This window comes from Arthrobacter russicus (assembly GCF_031454135.1).
Classification (GTDB): Bacteria; Actinomycetota; Actinomycetes; order Actinomycetales; family Micrococcaceae; genus Renibacterium; species Renibacterium russicum.
On the sequence record NZ_JAVDQF010000001.1, the window covers coordinates 2,384,224 to 2,399,593 of the forward strand.

Genomic DNA, 15,370 nt, shown 5'->3' on the forward strand with positions numbered 1-15,370 from the left:
TCACTCGGCACGAATCGTCAGGCGAATAGCCCATTCGCCGCAGCGACCTCCAGGGTCAGTGCAGCTTCGCCGGTCGCCGTGACGCGAGCCTGATCTGCGCAGCGCGATAGCGTAGCTTCATGGAACAAAATCGGATTGCCCTGCGGATCCCCATGCGGTGGGGTGATATGGACGCCTACGGCCACATCAACAACGTTGAGATCGTACGAATCCTCGAAGAAGCCCGGGTGCATGCTTTCGGGCAGCCGGCCGGTACCGGATTGCCGGGCGACGAAGTGGCGATTCCGGTGTTCAATGATTTGCCGGCCGGGGTGCAGATTCTGGTGGTGGAACACCGGATCAAGTACCTTGCTCCGCTGAATTACCGGAACATCCCGGCGCGCGTAGAGCTCTGGGTCAGCTCGCTCAAGGGTGCCAGCATCACGTTGGCCTATGCGATCTACGACCCTGCCGCGGGCACCAAGTGCGTGATCGCCGAGACTGTGCTGGCATTCTTCGACGCGCCAGCAGCCAAACTCCTCCGGGTGGCGCCGCAGCACCGCGAACGGCTGGCCGCACTGGTCGGTGAGCCGGCCTTCCGCTAGGCCGCCTGGCCAGTCGTCATAGGGCACTCTCAGGCGGCGGTGAAAGGATCGAGCCATGGCTGAAATGATTACTTTGAGCAACGGTATTGAGGCGTATTTGGCGACCCCGGAGGGCGAGGCCAAGGGTGCGCTGATCGTGATCCACGAGATCTGGGGACTGGTCCCGCAGACCAAGGATGTGGCGGACCGCTTCGCTGCGGAAGGCTACCTGGTGCTGGCCCCGAGCCTCTTGGCGGAAACCGGGATCGCACCCGAACGGGTGGCCGAATTCGAGCGCTTGCTTTTCGATCCGGAGGCGGATCCTGAGGAGAGGCACAACCAGCAGACCGCGTTCCGGGCGTTGCTCGCCCCGATCCGTTCGCCGGAACACGCTGCCAAAACCTTGGCGCGGGTCAGGTTCTGCTTCGATTACTTGGCTGAGCGGGCGGCCGGCAAAGTGGCCATCACGGGATTCTGCTTCGGCGGGACCAGCGCCTTCTCGCTCGCGGTCCACGAACCGCGGTTGAAAGCCGCAGTCCCGTTCTACGGCCACGCGAACTTCAGCGTCGCGGAACTCGAAAAGATCCAGGCGCCGGTGCTCGCGTTCTACGGCGAAACAGACCAAGCCCTGATCGAAGGCCTGCCGGAACTCACCGAAAAGATGCGGGCGGCGGGTGTCGATTTCGATGCGGTGGTGTACCCGGGCGCCGGACATGCCTTTTTCAACGACGGCAACCCCTGGGCGTTCAACCAGGATGCGGCGAGCGATGCCTGGGCCAGGACACTGGACTTTCTGGCTGCCAGGCTCTGAACTGCCGGATCAACCGTCGATGACCTGTTGCAGCAGACTGCCGTAGCGCTGGACCAGGTCATCGGCGGGTTCCTGGGCGAACAGCCCCAAGCTCCGCATCCCGCTGCCGAATCCGATCAGCATGGCCATCAAAGTCTCCGCCCGTCCGTCCGGGCCCGCGCCGAGTTGTTCCTGCAGCCAGCCCAGGTACTTCTCCCGGATCTCCTCGCGGGCCGCGGCCTTGTCCGGGGCGTCATGGACCCGGACCAGCGCCATCGCCCAGGGCTCGGATTCCTGCCGCTCGCGGCGGTCGACCAGGCGGCGCGCCAGCTGGAAACCCAGTGGCTCGGCAGTGAACGCGGCGCCGTCGCCGGCAGGCGCCGTCGGCGTGGCCGCGGCGTACAGCTCGGCCTTGCTGCCCATCACTTTCATCACCATGGCTGGGGAGTACCCGGCATGACTGGCCACGTCCTTGATCGTCACCGCGGTATAGCCTTCGGCGCCGAACAGCTCGCGGGCCGCGGTGATGATCGCTTCCCGGGCGTTCACCGGCTCACCAGCTCGGGCAGCGGCAGATCTTCGAAATCCACCACCGAAGACTGCCCGGGGAGCAGGATCTGCCGGGCAATCGCCTGCAGCGCGCCGGCGGCCAGCACGGAGACGATGTACCGCCCGGTTTGCGGCAGCGGCATTTCATAATTGCCCGCCACGTCGGTGCGGGCCGAGCCCACGAATTCCCCGGTCGGCTTGGTCAGCGTGACCAAGGCGTTTTCCACCCGCCGGCCTCCGGAGCGAACCGTACCACTGAGCCCGAAGCGCTCCGACAAGCTGATCACCCGGCTCTTCTCGCCGGCGGCGAACTCGGCGACTTCCGAGCTGGGCGCCCAGCCTTCGGCGCTGGAAACCACCAGATAGCGTCCTTCGCCGGGCAGGGCCAGCGTGTACCGCCCTTCATTGTCGGCGCGCGACCAGTCGGCCGGCTCGCCGTCCAGGTCCAGCACGGTCACCACGGCGTTGCGTACTGGCTTCCCGGCCGGGCCGACGACGACGCCGCGCACCACGATCTCGTCGTCGTCGGACACCAGCGCCTGGCTTGCCGTCTTGGCGGCCGCCGGGTTCGGCACCCCTGGGACGACTCGGATGGCTCCGGTCGCCGTGGCGATTTCCTTGGCTCCCGGGATGAACACCGCGACCGCGATCGCGGCCAGGGCGGCGACCGCGGCAAGCCAGAAGATCGTGGTGAAGGCGCTCAGCGTGGGCAAGGTGATCGAGCCTTGCCGGCTGACGAAGGAGGTCAGGATCGCGGCGATGGCGGCACTCGCGGTCGAGGTGCCCACCGCACGGAGCAAGGAGTTGAGGCCATTGGCGGAAGCGGTTTCGGTGATCGGGACCGCGCGCATGATCAGGGTCGGCATGGCTGCGTAGGCGATCGCGGTGCCCACGCTGACCGCGGTGGCGCCCAGAATGATCATCCAGACTTCACCGGTGAGGAAAACCCTCGCGATGTAGGCGCCGGCCAGCACCGCGGCGCCGACGATCAGGGTGGTTTTCGCGCCGAATTTCTTGGTCAGGCTGGCTGAAATCGGAGCGAAAGCAACCATGGCCAGCCCGGAGGGCACCATGCACAAGCCGGCCACGGTGACCGCGAGGCCGAAGCCGAATCCGCTGATCTGCGGCAGTTGCAGCTGCTGCGTGGTGGCGAGCATGTTCGCATACATCGAAAAACCCACGAGCAGGGAAGCCAGGTTGGTCAGCAGCACCGGCCGCCGGCTGGAGGTGCGCAGATCCACCATCGGTTGGCTGACCCGGAGTTCGTAAGGCACCCAGGCGGCCAGGAAGACCGCCGCGGTAATGAAAAGCAAGATCACCGGTTCGGAGGACCAGCCCCAATTCCCGCCCTTGGAGATCGCCAGGAGCAATGCTGTCAAGGCGATCGAGAGCAGCACTGCGCCGAGGAAATCGAAGCGGCCCTTGGTGCGCAGCTCCGACTCGGGGACCGTCGAGAGCACCGCGACGATCAAAAGGACGCCGACCACGGTACTGAGCCAAAAGATGGCTTCCCAGCCGAGCGATTCGTAGATCAGGCCGGAAAGCGGCAAGCCCAGCGCGCTGCCGATGCCCAAAGTCGCGCTCATCAACGCCACCGCGGAGGCGACGCGCTCCTTCGGCAGCTCATCGCGCATGATCGAGATGCCCACCGGGATCAACGAAGCGGCGAAACCTTGGAACGCGCGGCCGATCACGAGCATGGTGAACGACTCGCCGACCGCGCAGATGACCGAGCCGATCACCATCATGACCATGGCCACGATCATCATCCGCCGTTTGCCGTACATGTCGGCCAGTTTCGACACGATCGGGGTCGCCACCGCAGCGGTGAGCAGCGTCGCGGTCACGAGCCAGGATACGTCGTCCGGCGAAGTGTGCAGGATCTTCGGGAAGTCCGGCAGCAGCGGTACCATCAGCGTCTGCTGGAGCGCGACCACGGTGCCGGCCAGGCAGAGGATCGTGACGATCAGCCAGGTCGGCCGTCGCGTGCTGGTTTTGAGCTTTTCCAAGTGCGCAGGCACGGGCGTTCCTTGCATGAGGCGGATGGTGAACGAACGTTCACCATCCAGTGAACCACCATTCACTTGCCCATGGCAACCAATTTGCCTGTTGCAATCGTCACACCACGGCTGCGGGCGGCGGCATTTCGGTCACGGTTTGCCGCGCAGTGCGGTGAGCACGCCGCCCAGCAGGACGATCGCACCGAAGCAGCCGAAAACCAGGCCGAAGATGTTGCCTCCGTTCCAGCCGGCATTTGCCTGCGCATCGAGCTGGCTCGCCAACTCGACGACGGGCGGATCGGCCGAATAGCGGACTTCCTGGCCCACGATCTGCGGCTTGGTGTCGAAGTCCGAGTACCAGCCGTCTTTGTCGTAGATGCTGAGATCGATTTTCGGGTAATGCAGGGTGATGCCGGTCCGGCTGCTGCCATCGGCTCCGCGGTAGGTCAGCTCCAGCTCGCGGGCGGTGGGCGGGGTCGCGGGCCCGTCCGAGAAGTCCAAGGCGATGAAGATCCGGGCGTCGGTCACGGTTCCGCTGAGCCCGGATTGCTGCAAACCCATCGCCTGGTTCTTCCCGCTGGAGCTGCTGTTGAACACGGTGATCCCGACCAGCAGTACGATCAGGCCGAACACCGCCACGATGATTCCGAGCACCCGGCCTCCTCGTTTCTTGCCGGTTCCGGTCTGCTCGGGCGGCAGCGGCGGGGGCGCCGGAAAGTTAGCCATGGACTTAGCCTAAAGGCAAGCCGCAGGCGGATGCACGGGGTTAGGCTGGAGCCATGGACGGCATCGACCAATTCAGCACCAGCGGCGCCTATGTGCACGCCGGTGAAGAGTTCACCCGGGACACCAACTACATCGAAGACCGGATCACCCGTGACGGCGTGCCAGGGGCCAAGGGCGAACCGGGCTGGCGGGTTGAACCCGACCGGTACCGGCTGGTGGTGGCCAGGGCTTGCCCCTGGGCGCACCGCGCTACGATCGTGCGCCGTTTGCTGGGTTTGGAGGATGTGATTTCGCTCGGCATCTGCGGGCCCACCCATGATGTGCGCAGCTGGACCTTCGACCTCGACGAGGGCGGCAAAGACCCGGTGTTGGGCATCGAGCGGCTGCAGCAGGCCTACTTCACCAGGTTTCCGGACTACCCGCGCGGCATCACGGTTCCGGCAATCGTCGACGTGCCCAGCGGCGCCGTAGTGACCAACAACTTCCCGCAGATCACCTTGGACTTCAGCACCGAGTGGACCGATTTTCACCGGGCTGGCGCCCCGGACCTCTACCCGGAGGCGCTCCGGGATGAGATCGACACGGTGAACAAGCGGGTCTTCACCGAGGTCAACAACGGGGTCTACCGTTGCGGATTCGCCGGTTCGCAGGCGGCCTACGATGCGGCTTACGAGCGGCTGTTCACGGCATTGGATTGGCTCAGCGAGCGGTTGGCGGTACAACGTTACTTGGTCGGTGACAGCATTACCGAGGCGGACATCCGCCTGTTCACCACCTTGGTCCGGTTCGACGCGGTGTACCACGGGCACTTCAAGTGCAACCGCGCCAAACTCACCGAGATGCCGGTGCTCTGGGCCTACGCCCGGGACTTGTTCCAGACGCCTGGATTCGGCGACACGGTCAATTTCGGGCAGATCAAGCAGCACTATTACATCGTGCACACGGATCTGAACCCGACGCAGATCGTGCCCGACGGACCCGATGAAAGCGGCTGGAGCACTGCGCACCACCGGGAAGGCCTGGGCGGCCGGCCTTTCGGGGCGGGCACCGCGCCGTCGCGTCCGGCGACCGAAGGCTGAATCCGGCCGGCCTTGACGGCCGTGGCCGGGTCGGCGCCTCCTGGGCTGGGGCGGGTATCGGTTGCCGGAGTCAAGGGTTCGGCAATCAGTAGTGTTCCGTTCACGTCCAATTGGGGTGCCGCTCATCGGCCCTCAATAGGCTGTTGCCGTGACTGAGGCTCAGTATCGGCCTGGACGACGGCCGCGGATATTCGTTGCTTTGGGTGATTCCTTCACCGAAGGAGTCGGCGATGAGGCGGCGGCGCTACCGAACGGCGTCCGCGGTTGGGCGGACCGGGTGGCCGAACAGTTGGAGTTGCACGATTCCAGTTGGCGCTACGCGAACCTGGCGATCCGGGGCAAGCGATTGGTCCACGTGCTCGAAGAGCAACTGGCAGTGGCGATTGCCATGAAGCCGGATCTGGTCAGCATCTACGCCGGCGGCAATGATCTTCTGGGGTTCCGGACCGATGTCCCGTCGCTCATGGCGATCTATGCGGAAATCGTTGCCGAGTTGCGTTCGCACGGCAGCCAGGTATTGCTCTTCACCGGCTACCCCGTGCCGATTTCGCCCTTGCTCGAGCCGTTGAAAATCCGCAATGCGGCGTACAACCAGGCAGTCCGGCGGATTGCCTCGGAACAGGACGCCTTGCTGGTGGACTATTGGTGTTTCGAAAAGTTCCAAGACCAGCGGATGTGGGCGGACGACCGGCTGCACATGTCCACCAGGGGTCACATTTACATGGCGAAGAAGGTGCTGGAAGTACTGCACGCACCGCACGTGATCGACCCGGCACCGCTGGGCATGCCGCCGCACTACAGCAGGAGCCAGCGCTTGCGCGGCAGCCTCGATTGGACGCAGCGGCATTTCGGACCCTGGCTGGGCCGGCGAATCCGCCGGGTCTCCAGTGGCGACGGTCTGAGCCCGCGGTATCCGGAGCCGGTCAGCATCCTGCAAAGCCAGGCGCTGAAGGCTAGTGCAATTCACAATCAACCCGAAGCCGCCGCAGCGCGGGGCTGAGCAGGCCAGATTACTCCGGATCTGCGGCCATCGGCAGGCATTCGCAGCACGCGAACCGTTCCAATTAGGTCATACCTATGTTTTCTAATTGAGTTTCCCTGCGCTAGCCTTAGTTAGGTTTGGTTTGCCTTACTCGCGGGCACCGGCCATCAGTACATCTGAGGTTGAAAGAATTTAGGGGAATCATTGTGAAGCTCACTCGTCGCCGTCGAATCATCGTCGGTTTCACGGCCACTGCGGCCGCCATCGGCCTTGCCTTGACCGGCTGCTCGACCGGATCCGTCGCCGGGAGCGACCAATCCGGATCGAGCAGCGCGGCAAGCGACGCCTTCCCGGTCACGGTCAAAAGCGTCTTCGGCGATACCGTGATCCAGAAGCAGCCGCAGCGCGTCGCGACGGTTTCCTGGGTGAACGACGACGTCGTAATGGGTCTCGGAATTGTTCCGGTGGGCATGCCGAAAGTCGAATGGGGTGGCGATGGCCAAGGGCTCACGCCGTGGAAACAGGAGGCCTTGAGCAAGCTGAATGCGGCACCGGGAACAGCGAACACACCGGTGCTTTATTCGGAGGCCGATGGCATCAACTTCACTGAAATCGCCAAAACGAGCCCGGACGTCATCATTGCCTCTTACTCCGGTTTGACCCGGGAGGATTTTGACAAGCTCGGCAAGATCGCTCCCGTGGTCGCCTACAACGACGCCGCTTACGGCACCCCGTGGCAGGACGTCACGCGGCAGATCGGCACCGCACTGGGCAAAAAAGACCAGGCGGACAAGCTGGTCGCGGACACTGAGCAAAACCTTGCCGACAAGGCGGCGCAGTACCCGCAGATCAAAGACAAGACCTTCATCGCCGGGTCGTACCAGGCCTCGCCTTCCGGGCTGAACCTCTTCACCGGTACGGACAACCGGCCGCGGTTGATGGCCGAATTGGGCATGAAAATGGCACCGGTGGCCGAAGCCGCCACCAAGGACTCCAAGGAATTCTTCGTTCCGTGGTCCGCGGAGCGGAGCAATGAGCTGGTTTCCGATATTTTCGTCGCCTGGGCGGATTCCCCCAGCGATGCCGAAGCAATGCGCACCGATCCGCTGCTCAGCCAGATTCCGGCCACCAAGGCCGGCGCCCTGGTGGTGGAGACGGATCGCACGGTGACGTTGTCCTTCTCGGCGATTTCGCCGTTGGGCCTGAGCTGGGGAATTGACAAAATCCTGCCGAAAATCGCCGCGGCAGCAGACGCCAGCGCCAAGAAGTAAGCGGAGAACCGTGCCGTCTGTGCGCCCTGTTCCGCAAGCCTCCGGGTTGGCCGTCATCGGCAACCCGGAGCCTGTGCGGAGCGCCTGGCACACCGGCTCGGCGGATCCGGACTGCAGAGCAACTCTGGGGCGATCTGGATGACGGCACTCTTGTCGCGCTCCGGGAGCCCGGCTGTCGATTCCGGGAAGAGCCGGTCCCGAAAGCTGGCCGTGTTGCTCATCCTGGCGGTTTCCCTCCTGCTGGTTGCGCTCGCCTCGGTGGCGATCGGCGCCCGGGGCATCACCTTGGGCACCGTTTTCGAAGCGTTGGGCCACCTGGACCAGATCGGCAAACCCGGAGTGGATCCGAGCGGTGATTGGGCCGTCGTGCAGACCCGGGTGCCACGCACCGTGGCCGGAATCCTGGTCGGCGCCTGCCTGGGCCTCGCCGGCACCGCGATGCAGGGCGTGGCCCGAAATCCGTTGGCCGATCCGGGCATCCTCGGCGTCAATGCCGGAGCGGCGCTGTCCGTGATCGTCGCCGTCGTGCTGTTCGGCGTGGGCGCCGCCTCCGGTTATGTTTGGTTCGCCTTCGTCGGCGCCGCGGCGGCCGCGGTGGTGGTTTACGCGGTGGCCAGCCTGGGCCGGGAGGGCGCGACGCCGGTCAAGCTCGCTCTGGCCGGCGCGGCCATCTCGGCTGGCTTGGCCTCGCTGCTGCAGGCATTGCTGATCACCAACCAGGGTGCGCTGAACGCTTTCCGCAACTGGCAGGTCGGTTCGGTGGCCGGCAAGAACTGGGACCAGGTGCTGGCCGTATTGCCCTTCATGCTCGTCGGCATCGGCATCGTGCTCTTCACCGGCCGCTGGCTGAACGGACTGGCGCTCGGCGACGATCTGGCCCGGGGCCTGGGGCAGAATCCCGCGTTGGCCCGCGGGGTCACCGCCGTCGGCATCGTGCTGCTGTGCGGCGCGGCCACCGCGCTGGCCGGCCCGGTCGGCTTCATCGGACTCGTGGTACCGCACCTGCTGCGGGCGCTGATCGGCACCGACTACCGTTGGTTGTTGCCCTATTCCGTGCTGACCGCGCCGATCATCCTGGTGTCCGCGGACGTGGTCGGCCGGGTGATCCTGCTGCCCGGCGAAGTGGCCGCCGGGGTCATTTCGGTATTCGTCGGCGCTCCGGTGTTCATCTGGTTGGTCCGCAAGCGCAAGGCGGTGTCCCTGTGAATCCGCACCGACCAGGCAGTGTGCTTCCGCCAGCCGCAGTGGGCGCTGCCGCGACCCGGCAAACCCCGAATCCGGGGGTGCGGCTGCTGCGCGGGCAGCGGCACCGGATTGCGCGCAAAACGGCTCTGGTCTGCGGAATCCTCGGATTGATCGTTTTCGGATTGTTCAGCGCGAACGTCCTGCTCGGCAGTTTCACGGTGACCGTCCCGGACTTCTTCGCGATGCTGTTCGGCAAGACCATCCCCGGCGCCAGCTTCATCGTGATGGAGAACAAACTGCCGCGCGCCGTGCTGGGCCTGCTGGTCGGCGGGGCCTTCGGAGTCGCCGGCGCGGTGTTCCAAACGCTGCTGCGGAACCCGTTGGCCAGCCCGGACATCATCGGGATCTCCGGCGGGGCCAGCGCCAGCGCGGTTGCCGCGATCATTTTCTTTTCCGCCGGTGGCATGACGGTTTCGGTCATCTCGATCGTCGGTGCGGTGCTGGTCGCCCTGTTGATCAGCGGACTTGCCGGTCGGGACGCCGGCGGCCGGCTGATCCTGATCGGCATCGGGGTCGCCGCGATGGCCAATGCATTCGTGGCCTTCGTGCTGCAGCGAGCTGAGATCAGCCGGGCCCAGGACGCGCTCATCTGGCTCACCGGCTCGCTCAACTCCGCCAACTGGGATCGGATTTCGGCCTTGGTGGTCGGTTTGCTGGTCGCGACGCCGTTCGTGCTGTACTTCGCTGCCCGGTTGGCCGGGCTGCAGCTCGGCGAAGACACCGCTGCCGGCCTGGGAATTTCGGTGGGCCGCAGCCGGACCGGCCTGATCGTGGTCGGTGTGGTGTTGGCAGCGCTGGCTACCGCGGCTGCCGGGCCGATCGCCTTCGTCTCCTTCCTGGCCGGGCCGATTGCCCGCAGGCTGCTCCGCGGCCGGGTATCGCTGCTCGCCGCCGCACTGGTCGGTGCGGCCATCGTGCTTGCCGCCGATTACATCGCGGCCTACCTGATCCCGGGTGCGGCGCTGCCGGTGGGCGTAGTGACCGGCGCCGCCGGCGCGCCATTTCTGATCTGGCTGCTGATCAGCCGCAACCGGCAAGGGAACGGTGGCTGATGGCGATCCCAGCACCGGAAAACACCGCACGCACCGAAGATCGAAAGCATCATATGGAGGAACACCGGATGAGCGCTGGGCCGAATCCCGGATCGAACCCGCCGTCGTTGGCTGCCGCCGGGATTTCACTGGCCTACGGCGAGCGGGTGGTCGTCGACGGGCTCAGTGTGGAGTTGCCGCTGGGCCAAGTCACCATGATCGTCGGCGCCAATGCCTGCGGCAAGTCGACCTTGCTCCGTGGGCTGGCCAGGCTGCTCAAGCCGAATTCCGGCTCAGTGCTCCTGGATGGTGCGGACATCCACAAACTGCCGGCGAAGCAGGTGGCGCGCCAGCTCGGCTTGTTGCCGCAATCGCCGATCGCCCCGGACGGCATCACGGTCTCCGAGTTGGTGGGCCGCGGGCGCTACCCGCACCAGGGCTGGTTCCGGAAGTGGAGCAAGGACGACGACGAGGCGGTTGCCGAGGCGCTCGAAGCCACAGACACCCTGGAACTCGCCGAACGGGATCTCGAAGAGCTGTCCGGCGGGCAGCGCCAACGGGTCTGGATCGCGATGGCGCTGGCCCAGCGAACGCCGTTGCTGCTGCTCGATGAACCGACCACCTTCCTGGATATGGCGCATCAGGTCGAGGTGCTGGATCTGGTCACCGAGCTGAACCGGAAACGTGGCACCACGGTGGCCATCGTGCTGCACGAACTCAATCTGGCCGCCCGTTACGGGGACCATTTGATCGCCATGAAGCGTGGCTCGATCGTGGCGCAGGGGACGCCTTCCCAGGTGGTCACCGCCGATCTGGTGCGCGAAGTCTTCGGCTTGGAATCCGTGGTCCTGCCGGATCCGGTGACCGGTGCGCCGATGGTGGTGCCGCAGGGCCGGCACCATTCCAAAACCCTCGGCGCCGTGCCGGACGATACGGCCGGGCTGAACCGGGGGCAAGCATCCGCAAGTGAATTCGAAGGAGCAGAAGCATGAGTGCCAGTGCCGTAACGGTCCGGCCGATCCGGTCGTTCGACGTCGAGGTGGTCGGGGTCCAAGCGCTCGGACCGAGCTTCAAACGGATTACCTTCGCCTCCGATGAGGTGCGCTCGATGGGTTGCGGTGCGGACGGCAAGACCTTGGACCTGCGGATCAAGGTGATGATTCCGTCGGCCGGGCGCAGCCTGCCGGACTTTTCCGCGTTGATGGAAATGCCGGCCATGACCTGGTACCAGGCGTGGCTCGATATGGACGAGGCGAGCCGCGGATTCATGCGGACCTATACGGTGCGCCAGCTGCGCGCCGAATCCGGCGAAGTCGACGTCGACTTCGTCCTGCACCCGCCGGCCGGCGGCGGCAAGGCCGGGCCGGCGTCCAGTTGGGCCGAGGGCGTGCGGCTAGGCGACCGGGTGGTGTTGATCGGGCCGAATGCGCAGGCCGGACCGTGCTCCGGGATCGAATTCACGCCGGGAACCTCCCGTCGGATTTTGCTGGTCGGCGATGAGACCGCAGTGCCGGCGATCGCTTCGATCCTGGAATCGCTCGATCCGGAGACCGTCGGCCATGCGATCATCGAGGTGCCCCGGGCGGCCGATTTCCAGGATCTGGTGGCGCCGGCCGGCGTCGATATCCAGTGGATCGCCCGCGGCGGGCGGCCACATGGCGCGCAGCTCGACGCCGCAGTTCGGCTGGCCTGCTTGCCCGGCTCGCATGTCGACCCGCAGGCCGAGGCGGTGGAGCTGGAAGACGTCGATGTGGACGAAGTGATCCTTTGGGAGACTCCGGCCCAGCAGGGCGTGCAGCCGAACGGGCAGTTGTACGCCTGGATCGCCGGCGAAGCCGCGGTGATCCGGGAATTGCGCCGCTACTTGGTCCGCGAGGTGGGCATGGACCGTCGGCAAGTGGCCTTCATGGGCTATTGGCGAATCGGCAAGTCCGAAGATGCCTGAGCCAGTCTTCTGATGGCCGGACCTGTTTCGTGCGCCGTGCGCCTCAGCGGTGTTCCGCGACGTTCCGGCCGTGGTCGCCGCGGCTTGGATGCTGGGCCGGCGGGGCGAACTGGAACGCTCCGCTGAGCTGGGCCTCAATCGCGGCTTTTGCATCGCTGAGCCTGGCGGCGGCAGTACCGCGGATTTCCACCCAGGGCGTGCTCTGGTTGTGCAGCACATCCCGGAAACGTTGTTGCATCCGGCGTCGCGCAGCTTCGTCGTGGCTGCCCTGATGCATCGAGGCATCCTCATCGGCCAAAAGGTAGATCAGCGGCGGGTGTTCCAACGCGCTCCGGAGGATCGACTGGGCCCGGTTTCCCGGACCCAGCAGGCGTTCGTTCCAGAGCGCCGCGGAGAGCATGTCCCCGGCGCAGACCACGACCGGTTTCGGCGTGCTGCGCAGTCCGCGTTCCTCAGCGTGAAGCTGTTCCCGGGTGATGAATTCGAATTCTGCGGCATGCCAAGGCGCCCACAGCCCGCCCGGACGGACCGACGTCCATTCCTCGCGGAAATCCGGTACGCAGGGCACGCCGAGCTGTTCCGCCAATCGTTTGGCGAGTTGCCCGGCCCCGGAAGACTCCGAGCCGACCACCACGGCACGCTGTGCGAGTTTCTCCCGGACCGAGGGCGCCAAAGCCCACCAGTATCCGGACAAGTCATTACGCACGGCGGAGCCGGAAACCGGGGTGTGCCGCCGATCCGGATCGACCTGGATCCAGCGGGCTTTCAGCCGTCGGGCCAGTTCGGCGCCGTGCGCATGCGAACTGAAAACGGCGTCCACGGAAGAATCCAGCAAGCCCTTGGCCGCGGCCATGTGCTGGTCCCAGGCGGCGGGGCTGGAAAAGTCGGTTCTGCCGTCGTCGGTCGCGGACCTGACGATGGCATTCGGGTGCTCACCGCGGATCCAATCGACTCTGGTTTCCAAAGGAATCGACTCGGTGGGGGAGGCGATGACCAGGACCGTGAGCCGTTCGCAGGAAGCCAGTGCGGTCCGGATCAGGTGGGAATGGCCGGCATGCAGCGGGTAGAACTTGCCGATGATCAGACCGTGCCGGAAGAACTTCTTCATACCGTGGCTCCGCGGAACGGCAGACCGGAGACGGGTTCCCCGGTCTGGCCTTCATCGATGAATGCCCGGACGCTGTCCATGTCTGGCACTTTACCGGGTCGCCGGTAGATCTCCAGCCAACCCCGGTACGCGCCGCGATTCAGGCGTCCGCTTCGCCCCGGTGCGGAAGCCGGTTGAGCACCTCGATGAAAGCAGGTCCTTGGGAGCCGAAGAATTTCGCATCGCAGCGTTCGACTGCCAGCACGGCCCGGTTGACCAGTTCCTTCGCCTGGGCGGTGGTCTGCAGGGCTTTGGCTCTGCCGTCTTCCGGATGCGGACGCCGAAGCAGTTGCCCCCGGGTTCCGAGCACCAGCGCTGCCCGGATTTCCGACTGCCAGGCATTGGTGGTCTGCCAGAGCAGCATCCCGGGCGACTCCGCGGGTCTGGAGAACTTCGTCTACCGGATCATTCAGCCATCATGGCACGTCGGATCAGGATGAAATCGTGTTCGCTCAGCGGCAGCACGCCGCGACGGAGTTGGTAGCCCTAATTGGGTGGTCGGGTGAGCTCGAGTTTCTGGTCCAAATCGCTCAACGGCACCGGGGCGCCGTCGTCGTAGTCGACTTTGCGACGCCAGGGTTTGAAGCCGGCTTCGTCGGCTTGCCAAGGCTCGCCGTCGGCGACCCGGCCTACCGCGGTGAACGCCTTCAGCGGTTCGCCATCCGGATAACTGGTCTTCGGCGAGTAAAAAAAGACCAGTCCGTCGCCCGGGCTCATCCGGCTGATGCCTTGCGGCTTGCCGCGGTTCGTCTGCGCGATGCCCAGACCGATGCCGTAGTTGACGTGCTCGGCGCTCGCCACGGCCAACCAGTATTTGCTCATGACCGAAGCCTCTCACGCTATCCGCGAGCGCACATTTGGTGCGGGTGTTTTCCGAAAACACCCGCACCAAATGTGCGCTCGCACGTGGTTGCTGTGGCTGGCGCGGTCGCTACGGGCGGAGCAGCACCTTGATTGCGCGACGCTCGTCCATGGCTCGGTAGGCCTCGGCGGCTTCGCTCAGGGGCAGCTCCAAATCGAAGACCTTGCCCGGCTTGAGCCGGCCGTCCAAGACCTCGGGCAGCAGTTCCGGGATGTAGGTGTGCGCCGGGGCGATTCCCCCGGCCACGTGGATGTTGGTCTCGAAGAGGTAGCGCAGGGGCAGTTCGGGTCCGCCCGCAGGGACGCCGACGTAGCCCAGGTGCCCGCCCGGCCGCAGCACATGCAGCGCCTGGTCCATGGATTCTTTGGTGCCCACGCATTCCAGGGCGCAGTCCGCCAGGCCGCCCAGCAGCTCCTTGATCTTGGCGATGCCCTCCTCGCCGCGTTCGGCGACCACATCCGTGGCGCCGAATTCGACCGCGAGCTTCTGCCGGTCCTCGTGCCGGGACATGATGATGATCCGTTCGGCGCCCAACCGTGCGGCGGCCAGGACTCCGGAAAGCCCGACGGCGCCGTCGCCCACGACGACCACGGACTTGCCTGGGCCGACCTCGGCGGAAACCGCAGCGTGGTGTCCGGTGCACATCACGTCGGCGAGGGTGAGCAGATGCGGTACCAAGTCGTCGGAAGGCATTTCCGGGGTGGCGATCAAGGTGCCATCGGCATACGGCATCCGGACGAATTGGCTCTGCGCACCGGTGACCGGCAGGCCGAAGCCGTCGTTTCCGCCGAATCCGGTGCCGTGTTCGCAGGCCTGGGTCCAGCCGTTGCGGCAGTTCACGCAGGTGCCGTCGCTGATCGAGAACGGTGAAATCACGAAGTCGCCCGGCTTCACGGTTTTCACATCTTCGCCGACCGCTTCGACGACGCCGACCAGTTCGTGGCCGATGCCGTGCGGGGTCTTGGTCGGCCGAACGCCGCGGTACGGCCAGAGATCGGATCCGCAGACGCAGGCGGCGACCACGCGGACGACGGCGTCGGTGGGGTTGAGGATCTCCGGATGCGGCAACTCCTCGACTCGGATGTCGCCGGGGGCGTGGATCATGGTGGCAAGCAAAGGGGACTCCTCGGAATGTTCAGTGAACTGCGTACGAATAGTTACTTCGGGCCACGATACTCCC

16 protein-coding genes are annotated in these 15,370 nt (G+C 65.5%); 9 read left to right on the plus strand and 7 right to left on the minus strand.

Annotated features, from left to right (window positions below):
• Positions 1–119 precede the first annotated feature (119 nt).
• Together JOE69_RS11115 and JOE69_RS11120 are read left to right on the plus strand one after the other, a co-directional pair.
• On the plus strand, positions 120–584 hold the full coding sequence (locus tag JOE69_RS11115; RefSeq protein ID WP_309798708.1) for an acyl-CoA thioesterase: 465 nt from the start codon (positions 120–122) through the stop codon (positions 582–584).
• A gap of 55 nt (positions 585–639) precedes the next feature.
• The gene (locus JOE69_RS11120; protein WP_309798710.1) at positions 640–1,374 is read left to right on the plus strand and encodes a dienelactone hydrolase family protein; all 735 of its coding nucleotides are present in this window, start codon (positions 640–642) and stop codon (positions 1,372–1,374) included.
• Between the two features lie 9 nt (positions 1,375–1,383).
• On the opposite strand, the gene JOE69_RS11125 is transcribed toward JOE69_RS11120, so the two are convergent.
• The 3 genes from JOE69_RS11125 to JOE69_RS11135 all read right to left on the minus strand — a co-directional run bounded on the left by JOE69_RS11125 (position 1,384) and on the right by JOE69_RS11135 (position 4,628).
• The gene (locus JOE69_RS11125) at positions 1,384–1,902 is read right to left on the minus strand and encodes a TetR/AcrR family transcriptional regulator (RefSeq protein ID WP_309798712.1); all 519 of its coding nucleotides are present in this window, start codon (positions 1,900–1,902) and stop codon (positions 1,384–1,386) included.
• Positions 1,899–3,923: an MFS transporter gene (locus JOE69_RS11130; protein WP_309798714.1), complete on the minus strand. Its 2,025-nt coding sequence runs from the start codon at positions 3,921–3,923 to the stop codon at positions 1,899–1,901. Before JOE69_RS11130 ends, JOE69_RS11125 begins: the two co-directional genes overlap by 4 nt.
• Before the next feature lie 129 nt (positions 3,924–4,052).
• Positions 4,053–4,628, minus strand: coding sequence for a hypothetical protein (locus JOE69_RS11135; RefSeq protein ID WP_309798716.1), 576 nt, complete (start codon positions 4,626–4,628; stop codon positions 4,053–4,055).
• Between the two features lie 53 nt (positions 4,629–4,681).
• On the opposite strand from JOE69_RS11135, the gene JOE69_RS11140 reads away from it, so the two are divergent.
• From JOE69_RS11140 to JOE69_RS11170, 7 genes are all read left to right on the plus strand, one after another.
• On the plus strand, positions 4,682–5,707 hold the full coding sequence (locus tag JOE69_RS11140; protein ID WP_309798719.1) for a glutathione S-transferase family protein: 1,026 nt from the start codon (positions 4,682–4,684) through the stop codon (positions 5,705–5,707).
• A 148-nt stretch (positions 5,708–5,855) separates the two neighbouring features.
• The gene (locus JOE69_RS11145) at positions 5,856–6,707 is read left to right on the plus strand and encodes an SGNH/GDSL hydrolase family protein (RefSeq protein WP_309798721.1); all 852 of its coding nucleotides are present in this window, start codon (positions 5,856–5,858) and stop codon (positions 6,705–6,707) included.
• Between the two features lie 188 nt (positions 6,708–6,895).
• Complete coding sequence (locus JOE69_RS11150; protein ID WP_309798723.1) at positions 6,896–7,960, plus strand: ABC transporter substrate-binding protein; 1,065 nt, start codon at positions 6,896–6,898, stop codon at positions 7,958–7,960.
• Between the two features lie 138 nt (positions 7,961–8,098).
• Complete coding sequence (locus JOE69_RS11155; protein ID WP_309798725.1) at positions 8,099–9,166, plus strand: FecCD family ABC transporter permease; 1,068 nt, start codon at positions 8,099–8,101, stop codon at positions 9,164–9,166.
• Positions 9,163–10,257 (plus strand): FecCD family ABC transporter permease, encoded by a 1,095-nt coding sequence (locus JOE69_RS11160; RefSeq protein ID WP_374709697.1) that lies wholly within the window; start codon positions 9,163–9,165, stop codon positions 10,255–10,257. Before JOE69_RS11155 ends, JOE69_RS11160 begins: the two co-directional genes overlap by 4 nt.
• A gap of 68 nt (positions 10,258–10,325) precedes the next feature.
• Positions 10,326–11,228, plus strand: a complete 903-nt coding sequence (locus JOE69_RS11165) for an ABC transporter ATP-binding protein (RefSeq protein ID WP_296364610.1) — start codon at positions 10,326–10,328, stop codon at positions 11,226–11,228.
• Positions 11,225–12,181, plus strand: coding sequence for a siderophore-interacting protein (locus JOE69_RS11170; protein ID WP_309798727.1), 957 nt, complete (start codon positions 11,225–11,227; stop codon positions 12,179–12,181). The genes JOE69_RS11165 and JOE69_RS11170 overlap by 4 nt, the downstream gene beginning before the upstream one ends.
• Positions 12,182–12,224: 43 nt before the next feature.
• Here JOE69_RS11170 and JOE69_RS11175 read toward each other — a convergent pair whose 3' ends face one another.
• From JOE69_RS11175 to JOE69_RS11190, 4 genes are all read right to left on the minus strand, one after another.
• Entirely contained in the window at positions 12,225–13,289 is a 1,065-nt protein-coding gene (locus tag JOE69_RS11175) for an AAA family ATPase (protein WP_309798729.1), read from the minus strand.
• 139 nt (positions 13,290–13,428) lie between these two features.
• Complete coding sequence (locus JOE69_RS11180) at positions 13,429–13,692, minus strand: winged helix DNA-binding protein (protein WP_309798731.1); 264 nt, start codon at positions 13,690–13,692, stop codon at positions 13,429–13,431.
• Between the two features lie 122 nt (positions 13,693–13,814).
• Positions 13,815–14,150 (minus strand): EVE domain-containing protein, encoded by a 336-nt coding sequence (locus tag JOE69_RS11185; protein ID WP_309798733.1) that lies wholly within the window; start codon positions 14,148–14,150, stop codon positions 13,815–13,817.
• Between the two features lie 109 nt (positions 14,151–14,259).
• On the minus strand, positions 14,260–15,306 hold the full coding sequence (locus tag JOE69_RS11190; RefSeq protein ID WP_309798734.1) for a zinc-dependent alcohol dehydrogenase family protein: 1,047 nt from the start codon (positions 15,304–15,306) through the stop codon (positions 14,260–14,262).
• Positions 15,307–15,370 lie beyond the last annotated feature (64 nt).

What these genes read in the sequence shown, in the direction of transcription:
- JOE69_RS11185 (WP_309798733.1), bottom strand. Translation starts at nt 14,150, where the DNA reads ATGAGCAAATACTGGTTGGCCGTGGCGAGCGCCGAGCACGTCAACTAC.
- JOE69_RS11115 (WP_309798708.1), top strand. Translation starts at nt 120, where the DNA reads ATGGAACAAAATCGGATTGCCCTGCGGATCCCCATGCGGTGGGGTGAT.
- JOE69_RS11155 (WP_309798725.1), top strand. Translation starts at nt 8,099, where the DNA reads ATGACGGCACTCTTGTCGCGCTCCGGGAGCCCGGCTGTCGATTCCGGG.
- JOE69_RS11175 (WP_309798729.1), bottom strand. Translation starts at nt 13,289, where the DNA reads ATGAAGAAGTTCTTCCGGCACGGTCTGATCATCGGCAAGTTCTACCCG.
- JOE69_RS11170 (WP_309798727.1), top strand. Translation starts at nt 11,225, where the DNA reads ATGAGTGCCAGTGCCGTAACGGTCCGGCCGATCCGGTCGTTCGACGTC.
- JOE69_RS11135 (WP_309798716.1), bottom strand. Translation starts at nt 4,628, where the DNA reads ATGGCTAACTTTCCGGCGCCCCCGCCGCTGCCGCCCGAGCAGACCGGA.
- JOE69_RS11140 (WP_309798719.1), top strand. Translation starts at nt 4,682, where the DNA reads ATGGACGGCATCGACCAATTCAGCACCAGCGGCGCCTATGTGCACGCC.
- JOE69_RS11180 (WP_309798731.1), bottom strand. Translation starts at nt 13,692, where the DNA reads ATGCTGCTCTGGCAGACCACCAATGCCTGGCAGTCGGAAATCCGGGCA.
- JOE69_RS11165 (WP_296364610.1), top strand. Translation starts at nt 10,326, where the DNA reads ATGAGCGCTGGGCCGAATCCCGGATCGAACCCGCCGTCGTTGGCTGCC.
- JOE69_RS11120 (WP_309798710.1), top strand. Translation starts at nt 640, where the DNA reads ATGGCTGAAATGATTACTTTGAGCAACGGTATTGAGGCGTATTTGGCG.